Source organism: Nocardioides sp. (assembly GCF_035481145.1).
GTDB lineage: Bacteria > Actinomycetota > Actinomycetes > Propionibacteriales > Nocardioidaceae > Nocardioides.
Genome location: NZ_DATIHB010000142.1, coordinates 1 through 22,074 on the forward strand (window position 1 = coordinate 1; position 22,074 = coordinate 22,074).

At 71.2% G+C, this 22,074-nt stretch carries 23 protein-coding genes and 1 tRNA gene; 20 read left to right on the plus strand and 4 right to left on the minus strand.

The window, feature by feature from the left end; genetic code table 11:
* A partial coding sequence (locus VLF38_RS11885) for an SGNH/GDSL hydrolase family protein (protein ID WP_325271475.1) occupies positions 1-507 on the minus strand: 507 nt, incomplete at its 3' end.
* A gap of 60 nt (positions 508-567) precedes the next feature.
* Here VLF38_RS11885 and VLF38_RS11890 point away from each other — a divergent pair.
* The 9 genes from VLF38_RS11890 to VLF38_RS11930 all read left to right on the plus strand — a co-directional run bounded on the left by VLF38_RS11890 (position 568) and on the right by VLF38_RS11930 (position 7,570).
* Positions 568-1,818 (plus strand): glutamate-5-semialdehyde dehydrogenase, encoded by a 1,251-nt coding sequence (locus VLF38_RS11890; RefSeq protein WP_325271476.1) that lies wholly within the window; start codon positions 568-570, stop codon positions 1,816-1,818.
* A gap of 33 nt (positions 1,819-1,851) precedes the next feature.
* Entirely contained in the window at positions 1,852-2,328 is a 477-nt protein-coding gene (locus VLF38_RS11895) for a hypothetical protein (RefSeq protein ID WP_325271477.1), read from the plus strand.
* 22 nt (positions 2,329-2,350) lie between these two features.
* Complete coding sequence (locus VLF38_RS11900; protein ID WP_325271478.1) at positions 2,351-2,509, plus strand: hypothetical protein; 159 nt, start codon at positions 2,351-2,353, stop codon at positions 2,507-2,509.
* 31 nt (positions 2,510-2,540) lie between these two features.
* On the plus strand, positions 2,541-3,134 hold the full coding sequence (gene nadD / locus VLF38_RS11905; RefSeq protein ID WP_414689393.1) for a nicotinate-nucleotide adenylyltransferase: 594 nt from the start codon (positions 2,541-2,543) through the stop codon (positions 3,132-3,134).
* On the plus strand, positions 3,131-3,517 hold the full coding sequence (gene rsfS, locus VLF38_RS11910; RefSeq protein ID WP_325271480.1) for a ribosome silencing factor: 387 nt from the start codon (positions 3,131-3,133) through the stop codon (positions 3,515-3,517). Before nadD ends, rsfS begins: the two co-directional genes overlap by 4 nt.
* 7 nt (positions 3,518-3,524) lie before the next feature.
* Complete coding sequence (locus VLF38_RS11915; protein ID WP_325271481.1) at positions 3,525-4,211, plus strand: histidine phosphatase family protein; 687 nt, start codon at positions 3,525-3,527, stop codon at positions 4,209-4,211.
* A gap of 41 nt (positions 4,212-4,252) precedes the next feature.
* Positions 4,253-4,325: transfer RNA gene (locus VLF38_RS11920), tRNA-Ala, on the plus strand.
* Between the two features lie 123 nt (positions 4,326-4,448).
* Positions 4,449-5,849, plus strand: a complete 1,401-nt coding sequence (locus VLF38_RS11925) for an amidase (protein WP_325271482.1) — start codon at positions 4,449-4,451, stop codon at positions 5,847-5,849.
* 17 nt (positions 5,850-5,866) lie between these two features.
* Complete coding sequence (locus VLF38_RS11930; RefSeq protein WP_325271483.1) at positions 5,867-7,570, plus strand: FAD-dependent oxidoreductase; 1,704 nt, start codon at positions 5,867-5,869, stop codon at positions 7,568-7,570.
* A 1-nt stretch (position 7,571) separates the two neighbouring features.
* On the opposite strand, the gene VLF38_RS11935 is transcribed toward VLF38_RS11930, so the two are convergent.
* A complete protein-coding gene (locus tag VLF38_RS11935; RefSeq protein WP_325271484.1) occupies positions 7,572-7,730 on the minus strand; it encodes a DUF5302 domain-containing protein in 159 nt (52 codons plus the stop codon).
* Positions 7,731-7,838: 108 nt separating this feature from the next.
* Here VLF38_RS11935 and VLF38_RS11940 point away from each other — a divergent pair, with 108 nt between their 5' ends.
* Entirely contained in the window at positions 7,839-9,389 is a 1,551-nt protein-coding gene (locus tag VLF38_RS11940; protein ID WP_325271485.1) for an adenylate/guanylate cyclase domain-containing protein, read from the plus strand.
* Here the strand turns inward: VLF38_RS11940 and VLF38_RS11945 are convergent.
* Complete coding sequence (locus tag VLF38_RS11945) at positions 9,373-10,323, minus strand: LysR family transcriptional regulator (protein ID WP_325271486.1); 951 nt, start codon at positions 10,321-10,323, stop codon at positions 9,373-9,375. The two genes, VLF38_RS11940 and VLF38_RS11945, sit on opposite strands and share 17 nt — an antisense overlap.
* Before the next feature lie 70 nt (positions 10,324-10,393).
* On the opposite strand from VLF38_RS11945, the gene VLF38_RS11950 reads away from it, so the two are divergent.
* From VLF38_RS11950 to VLF38_RS11970, 5 genes are all read left to right on the plus strand, one after another.
* On the plus strand, positions 10,394-11,665 hold the full coding sequence (locus tag VLF38_RS11950; RefSeq protein WP_325271487.1) for a D-arabinono-1,4-lactone oxidase: 1,272 nt from the start codon (positions 10,394-10,396) through the stop codon (positions 11,663-11,665).
* Complete coding sequence (locus tag VLF38_RS11955; protein ID WP_325271488.1) at positions 11,662-12,876, plus strand: alanine racemase; 1,215 nt, start codon at positions 11,662-11,664, stop codon at positions 12,874-12,876. The genes VLF38_RS11950 and VLF38_RS11955 overlap by 4 nt, the downstream gene beginning before the upstream one ends.
* Before the next feature lie 120 nt (positions 12,877-12,996).
* Entirely contained in the window at positions 12,997-14,412 is a 1,416-nt protein-coding gene (locus tag VLF38_RS11960; RefSeq protein WP_325271489.1) for a fatty acid desaturase, read from the plus strand.
* 3 nt (positions 14,413-14,415) lie between these two features.
* Entirely contained in the window at positions 14,416-14,607 is a 192-nt protein-coding gene (locus VLF38_RS11965; protein WP_325271490.1) for a ferredoxin, read from the plus strand.
* Positions 14,608-14,612: 5 nt separating this feature from the next.
* Positions 14,613-15,833 (plus strand): NAD(P)/FAD-dependent oxidoreductase, encoded by a 1,221-nt coding sequence (locus VLF38_RS11970; RefSeq protein ID WP_325271491.1) that lies wholly within the window; start codon positions 14,613-14,615, stop codon positions 15,831-15,833.
* A 2-nt stretch (positions 15,834-15,835) separates the two neighbouring features.
* On the opposite strand, the gene VLF38_RS11975 is transcribed toward VLF38_RS11970, so the two are convergent.
* Positions 15,836-17,068, minus strand: coding sequence for a PucR family transcriptional regulator (locus VLF38_RS11975; RefSeq protein ID WP_325271492.1), 1,233 nt, complete (start codon positions 17,066-17,068; stop codon positions 15,836-15,838).
* A 213-nt stretch (positions 17,069-17,281) separates the two neighbouring features.
* On the opposite strand from VLF38_RS11975, the gene VLF38_RS11980 reads away from it, so the two are divergent.
* From VLF38_RS11980 to VLF38_RS12000, 5 genes are read left to right on the plus strand one after another with little or no spacing between them, the layout of a single operon-like run.
* Positions 17,282-18,088: an ABC transporter permease gene (locus VLF38_RS11980; protein ID WP_325271493.1), complete on the plus strand. Its 807-nt coding sequence runs from the start codon at positions 17,282-17,284 to the stop codon at positions 18,086-18,088.
* Between the two features lies 1 nt (position 18,089).
* Positions 18,090-18,896 carry an ABC transporter permease gene (locus VLF38_RS11985; protein ID WP_325271494.1) on the plus strand — a complete coding sequence of 269 codons (807 nt, stop codon included), beginning with the start codon at positions 18,090-18,092 and terminating at the stop codon, positions 18,894-18,896.
* 5 nt (positions 18,897-18,901) lie between these two features.
* Entirely contained in the window at positions 18,902-20,071 is a 1,170-nt protein-coding gene (locus tag VLF38_RS11990) for an MlaD family protein (protein WP_325271508.1), read from the plus strand.
* Positions 20,068-21,099, plus strand: coding sequence for an MlaD family protein (locus VLF38_RS11995; protein WP_325271495.1), 1,032 nt, complete (start codon positions 20,068-20,070; stop codon positions 21,097-21,099). The genes VLF38_RS11990 and VLF38_RS11995 overlap by 4 nt, the downstream gene beginning before the upstream one ends.
* Positions 21,096-22,067 (plus strand): MCE family protein, encoded by a 972-nt coding sequence (locus VLF38_RS12000; protein ID WP_325271496.1) that lies wholly within the window; start codon positions 21,096-21,098, stop codon positions 22,065-22,067. The genes VLF38_RS11995 and VLF38_RS12000 overlap by 4 nt, the downstream gene beginning before the upstream one ends.
* Positions 22,068-22,074: the final 7 nt, after the last annotated feature.

Here is a 22,074-nt window from a genome sequence, read left to right on the forward strand (position 1 = left end):
GCGTACCGCCCGGCGGGCAGCGCGGCGCAGCTCGGGGATGTAGACGAGGTGCGCGGCCTTGCCGACGTGGATGCCGTCGGGCATCCGGCCGAGCGGTCCGAGGGGAGCGAGCACGCGTGGCGTGTCGACGAACCCGCCACCCGCGGCCACGACGACGGACCGCGCCGCCGCCGCGTAGAAGGCCATGTGGGGGTCGTCGTAGTCGGTCGCCCGGGCGTCCGCGCCGGGGCTCGCGACGAACACGACGGGCGTGCTCCCGGCGCGCGTCACCACGTCGCTGACAGCGGCCACGAACTCGTCCAGGGGCACCGGGCGGGTGCCGGCGTCGTTGGTGCCGATGCCGAGCAGCACGGCGTCGAAGGCGGCGAGGTCGAGGTCGGCGTACTGCTGGGGGAGGTCGTGGGCGTTGGCGCCGCCGACGGCGCGGTTGACGACCTCGCGCGCGACCGGCAGGGGGTAACGGGCCAGGCGGGCGAGCTGACTGTCGCCGAGCAGGAGGACGCGCATGTGCTGCACCCTACGGACGCGTGGGGGAGAGCGGGTGACCTCGCCCGTACGATTTCTTCCGTGAGCATCGAGCAGGACGTCCAGGCAGCAGCACTCCGCGCCCGTGAGGCGAGCCACGAGCTCGCCGTCGCCACCCGCGCGACCAAGGACGCGGCGCTGCTCGCGATGGCCGATGCGCTGGTCGCCGAGGCGCCGCAGGTGCTGAAGGCCAACGCGGACGACGTCGCGCGCGCCGAGGCCGCTGGCACACCGCCCAACATCATCGACCGCCTGCGGCTCACCGAGGAGCGGATCGCTGACATGGCCGATGGCCTGCGGATGGTCGCCGGCCTGGCCGACCCGGTCGGCGAGGTGGTGCGGGGCTCGACGCTGGCCAACGGCCTCGAGCTGCGGCAGGTCCGCGTCCCGTTCGGCGTCGTCGGCATGATCTACGAGGCCCGGCCCAACGTCACCGCAGACGCCGCGGGCATCTGCCTCAAGTCCGGCAACGCGGTGCTGCTGCGTGGGTCCGGCTCTGCGGCTGCCTCCAACGCCGCCATCGTCTCCGTCCTGCGTGCCGCGGTGGAGGGCGCTGGCCTGCCCGCCGACGTCATCCAGCTGATCTCGGCTGAGTCGCACGACTCCGTGAAGGCGCTCATGCAGGCGCGAGGCCTGGTCGACGTGCTCATCCCGCGCGGTGGCGCCGGCCTGATCAACGCCGTCGTCACCGAGTCGATCGTCCCCGTCATCGAGACCGGTGTCGGCGTCTGCCACGTCTACGTCGACGCCGCGGCCGACCTCGACAAGGCGCTCGCGATCGTCATGAACTCCAAGACGCACCGCACGAGTGTCTGCAACTCGGCCGAGTCGCTGCTGGTGCACGAGTCGATCGCCGACGACTTCCTGCCGACGGTCGTCGAGGCGCTGCAGGGCGCCGGTGTGACGATCCACGGCGACGACCGCTTCCAGGAGTACGACGACGTCGCGCCGGTGACCGATGAGGACTACGGCACCGAGTACCTCGCGCTCGAGATCTCGGCGCGCGTCGTGGCCGACGTCGAGGATGCGGTCGCCCACATCCGCCGCCACTCCAGCGGCCACACCGACGCGATCGTCACCGAGGACCAGCGGGCCGCCCGCCGGTTCACCGCAGCGGTCGACTCCGCGGCCGTGATGGTCAACGCCAGCACGCGATTCACCGACGGCGGCGAGTTCGGTTTCGGTGCCGAGATCGGCATCTCCACGCAGAAGCTGCACGCCCGCGGGCCCATGGGCCTGCCCGAGATGACCTCCACGAAGTACGTCGTCACGGGCGACGGCCAGATTCGCTGACACGTCACCTTCGAGCAGGTAGCGTCCGGGTCCGTGAAGGCGATCCTGGGCACGCTGGGCTACTCGATCCTGGGGTCGGTCGTCCCGCTCTTCAACGTGGAGCTCTACCTCGTCGCGATCGCCGCCGCGATCCCGGAGTCGGCGATCATCCCGGTCTCGATCGCGGCCGGAGCGGGCCAGGCGGCCGGCAAGGTGGTCTGGTACCACGCCTCGCTGCGCAGCATGAGCATGCCGTGGATGCAGCGGCGGCTGGAGAAGCCGAAGTTCAAGGCGCGCTACGAGCGCTGGCACAAGGTGGTCAACGGCCACCCGCTCGCGGGCGCCGGGCTCACCTTCGCCTCGGGCCTGGTCGGCGTCCCACCGCTGCTGGTGATGGGCGTCCTCGGTGGTGCGCTGCGGATGAACCAGGTGCTCTTCTTCGGTGCGATCTTCCTCGGCCGCACACTGCAGTCGTGGGCCATCCTCGCCGGCTTCGTGTCGCTTCTCGGCCTGACGGCATGGGGCCACTGAACGAACCGGTATCGTGTGCGCCATGCTGAGCACCTTCGTCCTCGCCCTTGCCGCCACCGCCGAGAAGGCGCATGAGCCGGCCGGCGCGATGCCGTACTACGTCGGCGGCGTCACCCTGGGCATCCTCTTCCTCGCCCTCGCCCTGACCATCGCCTTCGGCGGCGGCCGCGAGCACAGCTGATCACGTGACTCCGCGCCGTCGCGTGGGGGTCATGGGCGGCACGTTCGACCCCATCCACCACGGCCATCTCGTGGCGGCCAGTGAGGTCCGTGCGTGGTTCGACCTCGACGAGGTCGTCTTCGTCCCCACGGGTGCCCCGTGGCAGAAGGCGGAGCGCGAGGTCAGCCCGGCCGAGCACCGTTACCTGATGACGGTGATCGCGACGGCTGCCAACCCGAGGTTCCGGGTGTCGCGGGTCGACATCGACCGCGACGGTCCGACGTACACGCTGGACACGCTGCGCGACCTGGCCGCGGAGATGCCCGACGCGGACCTCTACTTCATCACCGGCGCTGACGCGCTGGCCAACATCTTCACCTGGCGTGACGTCGACGAGCTCTTCGAGCTGGCGCGCTTCGTCGGGTGCACGCGGCCCGGTTACGACATGGATCCGGCGATGATCGCCGACATCCCGTCCGACCGGGTCTCCATCGTGGAGATCCCCGCCCTGGCGATCTCCTCGACCGACTGCCGCGAGCGCACCGAGCGCGGCGAGCCGATCTGGTACCTCGTGCCGGACGGCGTCGTGCAGTACGTCGGCAAGCACCGGCTCTACCTCACAACCCCCGAAGGGGACACCGCATGACCGCACACGTTGAGTCCGTCCGCCTGCTCACGGTCGCCGCGCGCGCCGCTGCCGACAAGAAGGCCTCCGAGATCCGCGCGTACGACGTCAGCGACGCTGTCGGCATCACCGACGCCTACCTGCTGGCCACCGGCAAGAACGAGCCGCAGGTCAAGGCGATCGTCGAGGAGATCGAGGAGAAGCTCCGCGAGGACGGCGGCCACAAGCCGATCCGCCGCGAGGGTGACAAGGAGGGCCGCTGGGTCCTCCTCGACTTCGGCGACATCGTCATCCACGTGCAGCACGAGGAGGAGCGCGAGTACTACGCCCTCGAGCGGCTCTGGCGCGACAGCCCCCTCATCGAGCTGCCGAAGGACCTGCACGGTCCCGCCGACGCCGAGTGACCTTCTGTTGAGCGCGCAGCACCTGCCCGGCGCCGCCACCGGTGAGGTGCGGCGCCTGGTCGTGCTGCGCCATGGCCGCACGGCCTGGAACGCCGAGGGGCGGGCCCAGGGCCACTCCGACGTCCCGCTCGACCGCTTCGGCCACGCGGAGGCAGCGCTCGCGGCCCCCTGGGTCGCTCGGTACCGACCTGTCGCCCTTTGGTCCTCGGACCTGGCCCGCGCGCGTGAGACCGCGGCGTACGTCGCCAAGGAGAGCGGCCTCGACCCTGTGTACGACGCGCGGCTGCGCGAGTTCGCGCTGGGGGAGCGGACCGGGCTGACCAACGAGGAGTTCGCGGCACGGTTTCCCGCACAGGCGGAGGCTCTGCGTGCCGGCCGCTGGGACCCGGTGCCCGGCATGGAGACCTCCGAAAAGCTCGCGGCGCGGGTGTCCGCGGCGCTGGTGGCATTGGTCGAGCAGATCGAGCCGGGGGAGACCGCGGTCGCCGTCGCCCACGGCGGGGCGATCAAGGTCGGCGTCTCCGCGCTCCTCGGCTGGAGCGCCGAGACCGCCCAGGCGCTGCGCCACCCGGTCAACTGCGGGTGGGCGGTGCTGGAGTACGAGGGCCCTCTTTCGGCTGGCCGGTGGCGTCTTGCGGCCTGGAACCTGTCCGCACCGGACCCCGATTTCACATCCTCGCCACCTGTTCGCTAAAGTTCTCGTCGTTCCCCGGGAGACCGGAGGACAACCCACCTGGGGGTGTGGCGCAGCTGGTAGCGCACCTGCATGGCATGCAGGGGGTCAGGGGTTCGAGTCCCCTCACCTCCACAGGAAACCGAAGAGCCTCTGATCCGTGGATCAGGGGCTCTTCTGCTTTCGGCTCGAAGCTCGGTAGCCCCTGTGCGAGGTCTGGCTACGCTGCAAGACAGCGGCTTCGACCGAGGAGGACCCATGGAGCTCCATGACCTGACGGCTCTCGAGCAGGGCGCCGCGATCCGGGCGGGAGAAGTCTCCTCGGCCGAGCTGGTGGAGCACTACCTCGCCCGGATCCGGAAGTACGACGCCACGCTCGGCGCGTTCATCACGGTCACCGGCGACCAGGCTCGGGAGCGAGCGACGTCGGTCGATGCGCAGGGCCCGCTGGCCGGCGTACCGACCGCCGTCAAGGACCTGACCGCGACGGCGGGAGTGCGCACGACGTACGGGTCGCGGATCTACGAGGAGTTCGTGCCCGACCACTCCGACGAGGTGGTCCTCCGCATGGAGGCGGCCGGGCTCGTCAGCCTCGGCAAGACCAACACGCCGGAGTTCGGGACCCCTTGCTACACCGAGCCAGACGTCGCGCCGCCCGCGGTCACCCCCTGGGACCTCACGCGTACGGCGGGTGGCTCCTCGGGCGGGGCGGGCACCGCGGTCGCCGGGGGACTGGTGCCCTTCGCGCACGGGTCGGACGGGGCCGGCTCGATCCGGATCCCGGCGTCGTGCTGCGGCATCGTCGGCCTCAAGCCCTCGCGGGGGCGGATCTCCGGGGCGCCCTTCTTCGGCGAGGTCACCGGACTGGCCACCTCCGGCCCGCTCGCCAGAACCGTCCGTGACACGGCCGCCCTGCTCGACGTGATGGCAGGGCCGGCTCCCGGTGAGCCGACCTGGGCACCGCCAACCGAGGAGTCGTTCCTCGCCGCGTGCGACCGCCGCCCCGGGCCGCTGCGGATCGGCCTTCTGGTCGAGCCGGTGCTCTCGGACGCTCCGGTGGCGCCGGAGTGCCTCGCAGCGGTCGACGAGGCGACGCAGCTCCTGGAACAGCTCGGCCACCACGTCGAGGAGATCGAGCGGCCGATGGACCGGCAGGACGTCCGCGGGTTCGCGCCGGTCTGGGACGTGCTGGCCTCGCTGAGCACCTTCCGGCTGGAGCCTGACCAGCGCGCGCTGCTCCGTCCCGTCACCCGCTGGCTCGCGGAGCAGGGCGAGCGGTTCAGCGCTCCGCAGTTCGCCGCCGCCCTCTCCGAGCTGCGGCAGGCCGGAGCCCGGACGCTCGCCCGGGTCGCGGCGTACGACCTCGTGCTCACGCCGACGCTGGCCCAGCTGCCGGTGCCCGTGGGCTCCTTCCGCAACGACGACGACCCGGCCGCCGACTTCCGCGCCCAGGGTGCCTTCACGCCCTGGACGAGCATGTGGAACGTCACCGGCAGCCCGGCGATCAGCCTGCCGCTGCACTGGACCGCCGAGGGGCTCCCGGTCGGGGTCATGCTGGCGGCGAAGCCGACACGGGAGGACCTGCTGCTCGCGGTCTCCGCCCAGCTGGAGGAGGCCGCCCCCTGGCGGCACCGGACCCCACCGTGCTGGGCCCAGTGACAGGGCAGACTGGCGCCGTGAAAGCGCCAGCACCCCAGCCCCTGATCCTGCTCGTCTCGGGTGAGCACATCGACGTCCTGACCGAGCAGTTCGGGCGCTACGCACGCGAGTACGACGTATGCCCGGCCACGACTGCAGCCGAGGCCACGGCGACGCTCACGAGCGCGGTCGCTGAGGGTCGTCCCGTTGCCATGGTGGTCACCGACTCGCGGCTGCCGGACGAGAAGGTCCTGGTCGCGATCCACGAGTGGCGGGCCCTCGTGCCGACCAGCCGCCGGGTGGTGGCGATCCCGATCACGAGCTTCGCCGAGGACACCAACGCCCTGCGGCCCTCGCTCCAGCGGGGAAAGTTCGACACCTATCTGGTGCTCCCGCAGGGGCAGCGGGACGAGGAGTTCCACTACGCGATCACCGAGCTGCTCAGCGACTGGGGCGCGACGGTCGCGACCTCGGAGATCGACACCATCCGGATCATCACGCCGCAGGCGACGCCGCTGGCGCTCGCGGTCCGCGACTTCCTCGACCGCACGGGCTTCCCGCACCGCACCTTCCCGCCGGACTCGCCCCAGGGGCGGGAGGCGCTGGCCCTCCTGGAGCAGCGGGGCGAAACGCCGTCGTTCCCGCTGGTCCACCTGACCTCGGCGCCGTTCGCCGCGCACCCGATCGTGGCCCCCAGGTCCGTGCGCGAGCTGTCGGCGCTGATCTACGGCCGTCCCTCCGACATCGAGGTCGACGCCGTCGTCGATCTCGTCGTCGTCGGCGCCGGTCCGGCGGGCCTCGCGGCGGCGGTGTACGGCGCGTCGGAAGGCCTCAGCACCGTCGTGCTCGAGTCGGACGTGATCGGTGGGCAGGCCGGCACCAGCTCGATGATCCGCAACTACCTCGGCTTCCCGCGGGGAATCTCCGGGATGCGGCTGGGCCAGCGTGCCCGCACCCAGGCGATCCGTTTCGGTGCGCGGTTCTTCACCGGCTGGCCAGTGGAGTCGCTCCGCCCGGGTGCCGATGGCGCACCGCACGTGGTGGTCACCAGCGGGGGAGAGGTCCGGGCCCGCGCGGTGATCGTCGCCTCGGGCGTTGCCTACCGGCGCCTCGGTGTCGCCCCGCTGGAGGAGCTCGTCGGTGCGGGCGTCAACTACGGCGCCGCGATGACGGCCGCACGCGAGATGGAGGATCGCGACGTCTACGTCGTCGGTGGGGGCAACTCCGCCGGGCAGGCGGCCGTGCATCTGGCCCGGTTCGCCCGCTCGGTCACGATCCTGGTCCGTCGCGAGGACCTCGCCGCGACCATGTCGGCGTACCTCATCGACGAGATCGAGTGGAACCCGCGGATCGCCGTCCGCGCGTGCACGGAGATCGTCGACGGCGGCGCCGACGAGAGCGGCCAGTTGGGCTGGCTCCGGCTCCGCGACGTGCGGACGAACGACGAGGAGAGGGTCAACGCCTCCGGCCTCTTCCTGCTCATCGGCGCTGCCCCGCACTGCGAGTGGCTGGGAGACGCGGTGCTCCGCGACGAGCACGGCTTCGTGCTCACCGGCCGCGACGTGCCGATGGAGCGGTGGCTCGACGAGCTGCCCCCGGAGAACCTCGCGACCTCCGTGCCCGGTATCTTCGCGGCCGGTGACATCCGCTCGGGCTCGATGAAGCGCGTCGCGGCGGCGAGCGGCGAGGGTGCCTCAGCGATCTCGCTGGTGCACGGCTACCTCGAAGGACTCCGGATCTAGATCAGCCGGACTTGCGGCGGTGCATCTTCGGGGCACCGCCCACGACCTCGGAGCCGTGCACCTTCTCCCGGGGCCCTGCGGAGGCAGCTGAGCCATGGGTCGCGGCTGCCTTCTTCTCGAGCGCCTCGCGCATCTTCGCCTTGAGGTCTTCGTTGCTCATGGGTCCTCCACGGTGCTCGACTGGGCTGCCCCCACCATGGCACCGGCCGCCAAGACTGTCGACCGGTTAACCCGTGCCGCGGGTGCCGCTCGCTGCCACACTGACGCCATGCACCGTTCTCCCACGCTGATCCGCGACCGGATCGTGCGTGCGCTCTACCGCCGGTGCGGGACGAAGGCCCGCTACTGGCTCGTCGTCGCGGCGGCGCAGGGAGCGAGCTCGGTGCTGATCGCGGCCATCACGGTCGCGCTGCTGGCGACGTACTTCGACCCGTCCTTCATCGAGGCGGTGCTGGTCGTGCTCGTCGGTGCGACCTTCACGATCCTCTCCATCGGGTACGCCGCGCTGCGGACGCGGCCCCTGCTCGTGCGGTTCCAGCAGTGGCGGGCCACGGAGGAGCCGACCGACGCGGAGACCGCGGAGGTCTGGCACCTCGCGGCGACGAGCACGTGGTTCACCTTCCGTGGCCACGCGGCGCGGATCAGCGTCCTCGCCATCGTGCCGGCCACGTCGGTCGCGGCCTGGCTCTGGGACGCCGGGTGGAGCGGCGCGCTGGCGATGATCGCGGCCTGTGCCGTCCCGGCGTACTACGCCACGGCGGTGAACTACTCCATCGGCGAGCTGCTCTCCCGGCCGATGCTCGACGAGATCGCGCTGCGCCTCTCCGACGACGCCGGCTTCCGCCCCGGCGGGCTCTCGCTGGCGCGGCGGTTCAAGCTGGCCATGCCGGCGTACACGACGACGGCGTCGATGCTGACCGTCGGCTTGCTCGGCCAGGGTGAGGGTGCCCGCGCCCTTGCGATCGCCACTGCGGTCTCGCTCGTGGTCGGCATCGGCCTCGCCGTCGAGCTCACGGTCCTGCTGGGCGACGCGGTGACCGGGCCGGTGCGGCAGATCCGCAGCCAGCTGGCCAGGGTCCGCGAGGGTGACTTCTCCGCGCGAACCCCCGTCACGACCAGCGACGAGCTCGGCGAGCTCACCCACGACGTCAACACGATGACGCACGGGCTCGCGGAGCGGGAGGAGATCCGTGCAGCGTTCGGCACCTACATGGACCGCGGGGTGGTCGACCTGATCCTCTCCGGACAGGTCCCGCCCGAGGGCGTCGAGGTCACGGTCTCGATCCTCTTCTGCGACGTGCGCGGCTTCACGTCGTACGCCGAGCAGGCCAGCGCCCCGGAGGTGATCGCGACGCTGAACGAGATGTTCGCCGCGATCGTGCCGGTGGTGGAGAGGCACGGCGGACATGTCGACAAGTTCCTCGGCGACGGCATGCTCGCCGTCTTCGGCACGCCGCGCCCGCTGGCCGACCACGCCGACCGGGCCGTCGACGCGGCCTGCGAGATCGTCCGGGTCGTCGCCGAGGGGGCATCCGGCCTCACGGTGGCGGCGGGGGTCAACAGCGGCACCGTCGTGGCCGGCCCGCTCGGTGGCTCCGGGCGGCTCAACTTCAGCGTCATCGGCGATGCGGTCAACGTCGCGGCCCGGGTCGAGGCAGCGACGCGCCAGACCGGGGACGACGTCCTGATCACCGATGCGACCCGGCAGCTCCTGGCCGGCGGCCGGGCACTCGAGGCGCGCGGTGGCATGGCACTGAAGGGGAAGACGGAGCCGATCGAGCTCTACGCACCGAAGCTGGACGTCACTCTCCGGCAGTGAGGCCGCGACTCTCGAGGGAGGCCACCTCGGTCTCCCGGTCGCGGGCCGCGCAGACCACGTCGACGAAGCTCGCGACGATGCGGGAGCGCTCGCCCACGTGCCAGCCGAGGGCGACGCGCGAGCCGGGCCAGTCGGTCAGGGGCAGGTAGCGGACGCCGGGCATCGGTGTGTAGTCGCGTGCGGCCGAGCTGGTCACCGACGCGGCCATCCCGGTGGCGACGAGGGCGACCTCCTCGGTGATCGAGCTGACCGGGTGGAAGCGGGGCGGGGGAGCCGTGCGCGCCGAGGCGAGGCTCCAGAAGTCGCGGTACGCCGGGTCGGTGGTGTCGCTCAGCGTCAGCGGCTCGGCGAGGACGTCGGCCACCGTCAGCGACTCGTGGGCCGCGAGCGGGTGGCTCGCGGCGACGGCCACCACACACGGGTCGACGAAGAGGTCCTCGGTCTCGATGCCGGCCGTGCTCTGCGGGAGCCGGATGAAGGCGACGTCGGTGACACCCGTCGCGAGGCCGGCCGACGGGTCGTTGGCGGGGAACTCCCGCAGGTCGACCTCGACCTCGGGGTACGCCGTACGGAAGTCGGCGAGGATCGGAGCGGTGAGCTCGAGGGCAGCACCCGGGCAGAAGCCGACGCGGATCCGACCAGCAACGGCACGGTCGGTGCGGCGGGCCGTCTCGACCGCCTCCTCGAAGCCCGCGACAACCGGCAGGACCGCCTCGCGGAACGCAGAGCCGGCGGGCGTGAGCGCGACGCGTCGCGTGGTCCGCTCGAAGAGCGTGACGCCCAGCTCGTCCTCCAGCTCGCGGATCTGCCGGCTCAGCGCCTGCTGGGTGAGGAAGACGCGCTCGGCCGCGCGGCTGAAGTGGAGTTCTTCGGCCACGACGAGGAAGTAGCGCAGCTTGCGGGTGTGGACGTCGATGCACGGGATCCTACTCACAACGTGATCGTGTGAATCCCTGCGGGATTCGGCACTTCACGCCAACGCAGGAAGGCGCGAGGCTGGGCGCATGTGGCACAACTGGACGGGCGACCAGACCTGCACCCCGGCACACCGGGCCGAGCCGGCGTCGGTCGACGAGGTCGCGGCGGTGGTCAAGGCGGCTGCTGCCCGCGAGCAGGTCGTCCGCGTCGTCGGCGCAGGCCACGCGTTCGGCGACAACGTCCTTACCGACGGAACCCTGCTCTCGCTCGACCGGCTCTCCGGCCTCCGCGACGTCGACACCGCCTCCGGCCTCGTGCGGGTCGCCGCCGGCACCCGCCTGTACGCCGTCAACGAGCTGCTCGACGCGCACGGCCTGGCGCTCGCCAACCTCGGCGACATCAACGTGCAGAGCGCGGCCGGCGCCATCTCGACCGCGACCCACGGCACCGGTGCGGCGTTCGGCAACCTGGCGACGTTCGTGGAGTCGCTCGAGCTGGTGACCGCAGCCGGCGCGGTCGTCGAGATGTCAGGTGACGACCTCCGTGCCGCGCGGGTGAGCGTCGGTGCGCTCGGCGTGGTGACGGCGTACACGCTGCGCATGGTGCGGGCCTTCCGGCTGCGGGAGAGGCGCGACCGGATGCCGCTGGCCACCGTGCTGCGCGACTTCGACGCGCTCGCCGACGGCAGCGACCACTTCGAGTTCTTCGCCTTCCCCTACGCCGACCGCGCGATCACCAAGCAGCTCGAGCGCACGCAGGACCCGGCGGAGCCCGGCAGCGAGCGGCGGGCCTGGTTCGAGGAGGTGGTGCTGGAGAACAAGGTCCTGGACCTGATCTGCCGCACCGGCCGCCGCTTCCCGAGCCAGATCCCGCGGCTCAACCGCTTGATCACCTCCGTCGCGTCGCCCTCGGAGAAGGTCAACGTGGGGCACAAGGTCTTCTCGTCGCCACGCGAGGTGCGGTTCACCGAGTCCGAGTGGGCCTTCCCGCGCGAGGTGCTGCCTGAGGTGCTCCCGCGGATCCTCCGCGTCGCCGAGGAGCACCGCGTCAACTTCCCGATCGAGGTGCGCGTGGTGGCCGCGGACACCGCGTCGATGCTCAGCCCGTCGTACGGCCGCGCCACGGCGTACGTCGCGGTGCACGCCTACCGGGGCATGCCGTGGCAGGAGTACTTCGCCGACGTCCAGGCGATCGGCGCGGAGTACGCCGCCCGCCCGCACTGGGGCAAGCGGCACGCGCTCTCGGCCGCGGAGCTGGGCGAGCGCTACCCGGAGTGGGAGGCATTCCAGGAGGTCCGCCGGCGCCTCGACCCCGACGGCCTCTTCGCCAACGCGCACGTGCGGAGGATCTTCGGATGATCCCCGACCTCGCCTCCCTGGCTCCCGTCCCGGCCGGTTTCGCCGCGCTCGAGGAGGCGACCGCCCACCTCGAGGCGCCGTATGCCGTCGTCGACCTCGGTGCCTTCGCCGCCAACGTCCGCTCGCTCGTCACGCGGGCAGCTGGCAAGCCGGTGCGGGTGGCGTCGAAGTCGGTGCGGAGCCGCGCGCTGACTACCGCGGTGCTGGCGACCGAGGGGTTCGCCGGCATCCTCGCGCTCACCCTGCCCGAGGCGCTCTGGCTGGCCGAGGAGCACGACGACGTGGTCGTCGGCTACCCGACGGCGGACCGTGCAGCGCTGCGGCGGCTCGCCGCCGACCCCCGGCTCCTCGAGCGGGTGACGCTGATGGTCGACGACGTCGCCCAGCTCGACCTCGTCGAGACTTCCGTCGCCGGCGCACACGCGCCGATCCGGGTCTGCCTCGACCTCGACGCCTCGCTCCGCCTCCTCGACGGCCGGGTCCACCTCGGCGTACGCCGCTCGCCGGTGCACTCCGTCGACCAGGCGGTGGCGCTGGCCCGTGCCGTCGCCGCCCGTCCGCGCTTCCGCCTCGTGGGTGTGATGGCCTACGAGGGACAGGTCGCCGGCCTCGGCGACAACACGGGCTCGCGTGCGCACCGGCTGCAGATCCGGGCGCTCCAGGCTGCCTCGGTCGCGGAGCTGGCCCGCCGTCGCGCCGCCGTCGTGGCCGCGGTGCGGGAGGTCGCCGACCTGGAGTTCGTCAACGGCGGCGGCACCGGGAGCATCGAGACGACGGTCGCCGAGGACGCGGTCACCGAGGTCGCGGCGGGCTCCGGCCTCTACGCACCGACCCTCTTCGACGGCTACCAGCGCTTTCAGCCGCTGCCGGCGGCGTACTTCGTCACCTCGGTCGTACGCCGGCCGGTCGCCGGCATCGCGACGGTCTCCGGCGGCGGGTGGGTCGCCAGCGGCGCGCCTGCTGCCGACCGGCTGCCGAGCCCGGTCTGGCCCGAGGGCCTGCGACTGACCCGGCTCGAGGCGGCCGGGGAGGCGCAGACTCCGCTCGCCGGACCCGGCGCCGACGCCCTCGCCGTCGGTGACCGGGTCTGGCTCCGCCATGCCAAGGCGGGCGAGCTCTGCGAGCGGGTCAACGAGCTCCACCTGGTCCATGACGGGCAGCTCGTCGGAAGCGTTCCCACCTACCGCGGGGAGGGTCACGCGTTTCTCTAGGAGCGTTGTCCGATAGTCCAACAGGGGCGCCGTTGGTGGGATCATCGCGCCTAGAGCGGCGGGAATTCCTTGTGCGATCGTCAAAACATCGCACGGTTTCCCGACCACCTGGAGGACATCATGGCCACCGCCTCGTTCGACGCGGGCGCTGACGCAGCACCCGTCTGGAAGGACAAGAAGCGCTACCTGTGGATGCTGGGACTCGTCATCCCGGTGACACCCCTGATCGGTCTGGCGCTCCAGCACGAGACCGGCTGGTCGGGCTGGCTCTGGCTGACCCCGCTGATGTTCTTCGCGGTCATCCCGCTGCTCGACCTGGTCGCCGGTTACGACGACACCAACCCGCCCGAGGAGATCATCGAGGCGCTCGAGAACGACCGCTACTACCGCTGGGTGACCTACCTCTACCTCCCCGTGCAGTACGCCGGCTTCGTGCTGGCGATGTGGTATCTCGCGACCGCGGACCTGAGCGTCGCCGACAAGGTCGGCCTGGCGATCTCGATCGGCGTCGTCGCCGGTGTCGCGATCAACACCGCGCACGAGCTCGGCCACAAGAAGGAGAGCCACGAGCGCTGGTTCTCCAAGATCGCGCTGGCGCAGTCGTTCTACGGTCACTTCTACATCGAGCACAACCGCGGCCACCACGTGCGCGTCGCGACCCCCGACGACCCGGCCTCCAGCCGGATGGGCGAGAGCGTCTACCGGTTCTGGCCGCGCACTGTCCTCGGCTCGCTGACCAGCTCGTGGCACCTCGAGGCCAAGCGCTACCAGCGCAAGGGCACGCACCCGTTCCACCTCGGCAACGACGTCCTCAACGCCTGGCTGATGACCGTCGTCCTCTGGGGCGGCCTCACCCTCTGGCTCGGCGTCGGGATCCTGCCCTACCTCGTCCTCCAGGGCATCGTCGGCTTCTCCCTGCTCGAGGTCGTCAACTACATGGAGCACTACGGCATGCTCCGCCAGAAGGTCGGTACGCCGGAGCGGCAGCGCTACGAGCGGGTCGCCCCGAGCCACAGCTGGAACTCCAACAACATCGCCACCAACGTGCTGCTCTACCACCTGCAGCGCCACAGCGACCACCACGCCAACCCGACCCGTCGCTACCAGACGCTGCGTGATTTCCGCGAGGCCCCCGTCCTGCCGACCGGCTACACCGGGATGATCGTCGTCGCGCTCTTCCCGCCGCTCTTCCGCAAGCTCATGGACAAGCGCGTCGTGGCTCACTACGGCGGCGACATCCGCCTGGCCAACGTGCACCCGGCCAAGCGCGAGAAGCTGCTCCGTCGCTACCCGGTGCCGGTCACGACCGCCGTCGACGACCTGCACGAGGACGCCTCGGCGAACACCTTCACCAGCGAGGTGCTGGCCGCCCGCTGCCCGGGCTGCAGCTACACCTACGAGGTGGCCGTCGGCAACGAGCTCGAGGGCTTCGCCGCCGGCACCGCCTGGTCCGACATCCCCGACACCTGGTGCTGCCCCGACTGCGGCGTGCGCGAGAAGGTCGACTTCGTCCCGGTCGAGACGGCGGGGGTGTGAGTCATGCGCATCGACGTCGACCGCAGCCGCTGCGAGGGCCTGGGCATGTGCGAGGCCATGGCACATGAGCTCTTCGAGGTGGGTGACGACGGTTTCGTCGTCGTCCTCGACGAGGCCCCGGACGAGGGCCAGCGCTCCTTCATCCGGGCGGCCATCGACTCCTGCCCGGTCTCCGCGCTGTCGCTGAGGGACTGAGCGCCATGGGCCTCGTCATCGTCGGCGCCTCCCTGGCCGGACTGCGGGCGGCGGAGTCCGCGCGCCGCTCCGGCTGGGACGGCGAGATCACGCTGATCGGAGCCGAGGAGCACCTCCCGTACGACCGGCCGCCGCTCTCCAAGGCGCAGCTGGACTCCGGTGCCGCCGACGCGCTGGTCCCGCTGAAGTCGCGGGCCGAGCTCGACGAGCTCGCGATCACGACCCTCCTCGGGAACCCGGCGACAGGCCTCGACACGTCCGGCCGGCGGGTTCTTCTGGGAGAAGCGCAGGTGCCGTACGACGCGCTCGTCATCGCGACCGGGGCCACGCCGTTCCGGCTCCCGGGTGCGGACGGCCTCACCGGCGTGACCGGGCTCCGGACCCACGCCGAGGCCGTCGCCGTACGCCGCGCACTCGACGCCGGTGCGCGCACGGTCGTGATCGGGGCCGGCTTCATCGGCTCGGAGATCGCCTCGGCGGCGCGCAAGCGTGGGCTGCCCGCGACGATCGTCGAGCGGCTCGAGGTCCCCCTGAGCCGATCGCTCGGCCCAGAGCCGGGGGAGATCTGCGCGAACCTGCACCGTGCCGCCGGCACCGACCTGCGGCTGGGTGTCGGGGTCTCCGGCCTGGAGAGCGCCGGGGGCCGGGTTACTGGAGTCGTCCTCGACGACGGCACGACGCTCCCCGCCGACCTGGTCGTCGTCGGCATCGGCGTACGACCTGCCACGGGGTGGCTCGAGGGGAGCCCGGTCGCCCTGCACGACGGCGACCGTGGGGTCCTCTGCACGGCCTCCTTGGCGACCTCGGTGCCAGGGGTCTGGGCGGCGGGCGACGTCGCGCACTTCCCGAACAGCCGCTTCGACGGCGACTTGATGCGGCTGGAGCACTGGACGAACGCCGCGGAGCAGGGCGCCCTCGCGGCCCGCAACGCGCTGGCCGGACCGGGGGAGGAGACCGCGATCCTCGACACCATCCCGTACTTCTGGTCCGACTGGTACGACCACCGCCTCCAGTTCGTCGGGACCCCGCGCGCCGACGAGGTCGTCACCCTCGGTCCTCGTGGTCCGGGGGCGATCGTGCTCTACCGCCGCGGCTCCCAGCTCGCCGGCGTGCTGACCATCGACCGCCCGCGCGACATCATGAAGTTCCGTCGCCTGGTCATGGAGCCCGGGAGCTGGGAGGAGGCGCTCTTCCAGGCCACCGAACGCACCGCGGCGACCGTCTGACGTCAGCGAGAGGTGCCGAACGCCTCCAGGTAGCGCAGCGCGAGCTCGACCTCGGCGCGGCCGGCGGGGAGCGGCGCCCCGAGCAGCTCCTCCGCCTGCGCGACCCGGTAGCGGACGGTGTTCTTGTGCACGGTCAGCTGGCGGGCGGCGGAGTCGACGCTGCCGGTGGTCAGCAGCGCGTGGAGTGTCTCGCGCAGGCGCGCGTTGACCTCGGTGTCGTCGGCCAGGTCGCCCAGGGTCCGCTGCACGAACCGCTCCGCGCTGGCACCTGCGCTCGAGATGATCGAGAGGACCTCGACGTCGGCGTAGAGGGTGATCGGACGCGCGTTGGGCGAGCGCAGCGAGATCCGCATCGCCTCCTGTGCCTCCTGGTGGCTGAGCCGGAACCCCTCCGGCCCCGGCAGTGCGGTGCCGGCCGCGGCGCGAATGCCCTGCTCGCCGAAGCGTGCCGAGCTGGCCAGGAGCGTCTCCCGGTGAGGCGCCGCGTTGGTGGCAAGCCAGCACCACAGGTCGCGACCACCCGGGCTGACCAGCAGCGGGTTGCGACTGCCGACACTGCGGGCCAGGTGCAGCGCCGCGTCCCGCAGACCGCTGACCTCCCTGGGGGTGTCCGCCCGGAGCAGCAGCGCCGTGTTGCGCGACGAGATCGGGTAGCCACCCAAGGCTGCGGAGACCTCGCGCGCGTCCGACGACGTCCCTGCGGGAGCATCCAGAATGCCTCGGACGGTGACGAGTGCCTGGGCTGCGGCGCCCAGGCGGAGGCGGTCCTGCTCCTCCTGGAAGATCTCCACCGAGGCGACGATCGAGGCGTTGAGCCAGTCGCTCGCGCGGTTCCACACGAAGATGATGAAGCCGGCCTCGTCGCGGTTCTCTCCGGAGAAGGCGCGGGCGGCCGTGGTGAGGTAGTTCCAGACCGCCTTCTGGGCGACCCGGTAGGTCTGGAAGAGCTCGGTGAGCGGACGGCCCCGCTGTGCCATGTCAGCGGCGAACGCCGCGGCGGCCTGGACGAGCTGCACCTCGCGTGCCGGCTCGCGGAGGCTGGCCAGGAAGGCGAGCCAGTGCGCGCGCACGGAGGTCTGGAGGCTGTCGGCGAGCACGGCATCACCGGCGATGGCCGGGATCTCGCTGAGGGTCGGTCCCGCGATCCGCTCGACCCAGATGTCGAGGGCGGCGGGCTCGCTCTCGGCGGTGATGAAGGCCTCGACCAGCGACTCGAGGGCGTCGTCCTTGCTCATGCCGGAGACCGTAGCGCGTCCCGATTGTTCTTCTGAACAAATCGTCCGCGCCTTCTTGGCGGAGGAGCCCGAGAGGAACTCCGGACCGTTGTGAAAACGTCCTGCTCAGGAGTGGCGACGGCCACAACGAGCAGGAAGAAGGTCACCGTGGGTGCAGCGTCTGTCGACGACGACGTCCGCGTAGGTCCAGGCACAGGCACGAACCTCACCGGGATGACGCCGGAGAGCCGGAAGGTCGCCCGGGACGCACTCGAGAGCAGCCTCCCGTTCGTCACGCTGAGCGCGATCGGCAGCTTCTACGCCTTCGTGCTCGACACCTTCCGCAAGATGTTCACGACCCGGTTCCGCTTCCGCGAGTTCGTCTCGCAGACGTGGTTCGTGATCACGGTCTCCTTCGGGCCGGCGCTGCTGGTCTCGATCCCGTTCTGCGTGATCATCATCTTCCAGGTCAACCAGCTCCTCATCCAGATCGGCGCGGTCGACCTCGCCGGTGCGGGGGCGGCGGTCGCGGTGGTCCGCGAGATCGGCCCGATCGTCTCGGTGCTCGTGGTCGCGGGCGCCGGAGCGACCGCGATCTGCGCCGACCTCGGCTCCCGCACGATCCGCGAGGAGATCGATGCGATGAAGACGCTCGGCATCGACCCGATCCAGCGCCTCGTCGTCCCGCGCGTCATCGCCTCGACCGTCGTCGGTGTCGCGCTCAACGGGATGGTCACGGTCGTCGGCCTGGTCGGCGGCTACTTCTTCTCCGTCGTGCTCCAGCACGCGACACCGGGCCTCTACGTCTCCAACCTGACCCTGCTCGTCGGGCTGCCGGACTTCCTGGCCTCCGAGCTCAAGGCGGGCGTCTTCGGGATGCTCGCTGGCCTGACCGCCTGCTACCTGGGGCTCAACGCCAAGGGCGGTCCGAAGGGCGTCGGCGACGCCGTGAACCAGACGGTGGTCTTCGCCTTCATGCTGCTCTTCGCGGCCAACAGCGTCATCTCCACCATCTTCCTCAACATCAAGCTGGGGGCCTGACATGGGCGTCAACCCGACGGGCTGGGTGCGCGAGCTCGGCAAGCAGCTCGGCTTCCACCTCGAGGCCTACAGCCACTTCCCGCGGACCGTGCACCGCTACCGCGGCGAGATAGTCCGGCTGCTCGCCGAGGTGAGCCTCGGCTCCGGCGCGCTCGCCATGATCGGCGGCACCGTCCTGGTCATCGGCTTCCTCACGGCAGCCTCGGGCATCGAGGTCGGCCTGCAGGCCTACACGTCGTTCGACAACATCGGCGTCGGAGCACTGTCCGGCTTCTTCTCGGCGTACTTCAACACCCGTGAGGTGGCTCCGATCATCGCCGGCATCGCGCTCACCGCGACCGTCGGCGCCGGCTTCACCGCGCAGATCGGTGCGATGCGCGTGAGTGAGGAGATCGACGCGCTCGAGGTCATGGCGGTCCACCCGGTGCCCTTCCTGGTCACCACCCGGATCATCGCCGGACTGATCGCGGTCGTCCCGCTGTTCTGCATCGCGGTGATCATGTGCTGGCTCGCGACGCGGTTGGTGGTGACCGTCGGCTACGACCAGTCGCCGGGCAACTACCAGCACTACTTCGACACCTTCCTGATCCCCGGTGACCTCTTCCTCGCGATGATCAAGGTCCTGGTCATGGCCCTCGTCGTGGTCTCGGTCTGCTGCTACCACGGCTTCCAGGCCAGCGGCGGGCCCGCCGGAGTGGGCAAGGCCGTCGGTGCCGCCGTCCGGACCGCCCTCATCGCCACCATGTTCGTCGACCTGATCTTCGGCATCGCCATCTGGGGCGGTCCGTCGGTCCACATCTCGGGGTGAGCACCATGAAGCTCTTCGCTGACCGCCAACTGCGACTCGGAGTCGCCTTCATCGTCCTGCTCGCCGCGGTGATCACCGCCGCGATCCTGCAGTACCGCGGTGCCTTCCGCTCGACCATCCCGGTCACGGTCGAGGCGGACCGCGCCGGCCTGACGATGGACGTCAGCGCGCCGGTGAAGTTCCGCGGCGTCCAGGTCGGACGGGTCCAGTCGATCACCGCGCGTGACGGCAAGGTCGAGATCGGCCTGGCCATCGACAAGGACGCGGTCGACGACGTGCCGGCCGGCCTGAGCGCCCAGCTCGTCCCGCCGACGGCATTCGGTGCCCGCTACGTGCAGCTCACCTCCACCGGTGCTGGCTCGGGCTCGATCACGCCGGAGCAGACCATCAGCGCTGACCACGTCACCGTCGAGGTCGACGAAGCCTTCACCCACCTCACCGAGGTCCTCGACGCGGCGCGCCCCAGCGACGTCAACAACGCTCTCGCGGCGGTGGCCGGGGCCGTCGACCAGAGGGGCAGGCGCATCGGTGGCCTGATCGACCGCTCCGACCGCTACCTCGCCTCGCTGCGGCCCTCGCTGGACGAGCTCGCCTCCGACGTACGCCGGGGCGACGACGTGGTGGCTGGCTACGACCGGGCGCTGCCCGAGCTCCTGCGCACCTTCCGCAACGTCACGAAGACCAGCGACACCCTCGTTGCACGTCAGGAGCGCGTGCGGGCGACCGCGCGTGCGCTGAGCGACTTCAGCAACCGGACGCGCGGGCTGGTGCTCGTCGCGGAGGCAGGGTTGCGCTCGAGCCTGACCCTGCTCGCCCCCGTCACCGCGCTGCTGGAGCGCTACGCCCCGGAGATCCCGTGCCTGGTCGGAGGCCTGGCCGGCGCCAACACGCTGGCCGAGGGCGCCGTCGGCGGCACGAACCCGGGCGTCACCACGATCACCCGGATCGCCCCCGGCGCCGAGCCGTACCGCTACCCGAAGAACCTTCCGGTCGTCGGCGACCGCCGCGGCCCCGGCTGCTTCGGTCTGCCGTACGTCGACCCGGCCGAGGCCCGACAGCCGAGCCCGGCGCTCGTGTCCGGTGCCAACCCGCACGCGGGCGCACCGACGACGCCGCAGCAGGACGTCTCGACCACGCTCTTCGGGGCTCTCGCCGGGCTGGTGACGGGCCGATGAGCGTGCGCAAGGAGCAGGCCCGCGACCTGACGAAGCTCTCCCTCTTCATGGCCTTCGCCGTGTTCGTCACGGTCTGGCTCGCTGCCGTCACCGGCGACATGCAGTCGGGGGAGAAGGCCGACTACCAGGCGCAGTTCGCCGACGTCTCCGGCCTGCAGGTCGGCGACCAGGTCCGCGTCGCCGGGGTCTCGGTCGGCCGGGTCACCGACATCAAGGTCCAGGAGGACGCCACGGTGCTGGTCGGCTTCGACGTCGACACAGGGCTCCGGCTGAGCAAGGCGACCTCGGCGACGGTGCGCTACCGCAACCTGATCGGGGACCGGATCCTCGAGCTCGACCGCGGTGCCGCCACGGCGGCTCCGCTGGCGGCGGGGAGCACCATCGCCCTGACCCGGACGGCTCCCGCAGTCGACCTGGACGCGCTGCTCAACGGATTCAAGCCACTCTTCGCCGGGCTCGACCCAGCCCAGGTCAACCAGCTCTCGGGCCAGCTCGTCGAGGTGTTGCAAGGACAGAACAGCGCCGTGGAGCACCTGGTCTCCTCGGTCGGCTCGTTCACCTCCACGCTGGGCGACCGGTCGGCGCTGATCACGCAGGTCGTCACCAACCTCAACGCCGTGCTCGGCCAGGTCGCTGACCGCAAGGACGGGCTGGGCCAGCTCGTCACCCAGCTCAGCGAACTCGTCGACGGACTCAACCGGCAGGACACCCAGGTCCTCGACGCGGCCGGTCAGATCGACCGCATGGCACGCTCGGGGGCCGACCTGCTCGCTCGTTCGCGTCGCGACCTGACGCCGACGCTGGAAGGCCTGCGGGCCACCGCGCGGGGCCTCGACCAGCACTCGTCGGCGCTCCAGGCGCTCCTGACCCAGTGGCCGAAGCACTACGCGAAGATCCAGGACACCGCTTCCTACGGCGCGTTCTTCAACTTCTTCCTGTGCGGCATCCGGCTCCAGTTCACGCGTGACGGCGGAGCCGAGACGACCACGCCGTACATCCGCAGCGACGCAGCGAGGTGCCAGCGATGAAGTCCGCTCTTCGCGGCGTGATCGGCACGCTGCTGATCATCGCCGTGGTCGTCTCGACCCTGACCTACCGCTCGTGGCCGCTGCTGCGGAACACCGACACCTTGCAGATCCAGTTCGCCGAAGCGGGCGGCCTGAAGACCAACGACGCGGTCGTCGTCTCCGGGGCCAGCGTCGGCAAGGTGGCGGGCATCGAGCTCGACGGCGACAGGGTGGTGGTCACGGTCAAGCTCTCCGACCACGACCTGGTGCTCGGCGACGACACCCGTGCCGACATCGTCACGGTGACGCTGCTCGGCCGCGCCGCCGTGCGGCTCGAGCCGCGAGGCCGCGGCGACCTCTCCAAGGGGTCGACGATCCCGGTCTCCCGCACCGGCTCGCCGTACGACGTGACGCAGGCGCTGAGCCAGCTGACCGGCGAGACCCGCAGGATCGACAGCGACCAGCTCGCTGAAGCCCTGCGCCAGGTGTCGACGACGTTCGCGGACACACCGCGGAGCCTCGGGCCGGCGCTGACCGGCATCAGGAAGGTCTCCGCGACGCTGGCTGCCAACGACCAGGCGCTGCAGGAGCTCCTCGCCAACGCCAAGGACGTCACCGGCGTCCTCGCGTCGCGGGACCAGCAGATCGCTCGCCTGCTGACCTCCGGCAACGAGCTGCTCGCCGAGCTCGACACGCGCCAGCAGGTGATCACCGACCTGCTCCGCAGCGCCCGTGCGCTCTCCGCGCAGCTGACCGCGGTCGCCCGGGAGAACGGCGCGGCGCTGCCGGCGGCGCTCACCCAGGTCAACCGGGTCGTCGACCTGCTCAACCGCAACAAGCGGAACCTGCAGATGACCATCACCGGGCTGCGCAACTACGCCACCGCCTTCGGTGAGGCGATCTCGAGCGGCCCGTTCTTCGACGCCTACATCCAGAACCTCACCTCGCCCGGGACGCTCGCTCCCGTCATCTCAGGACTGACGCCGTGATGCCCGC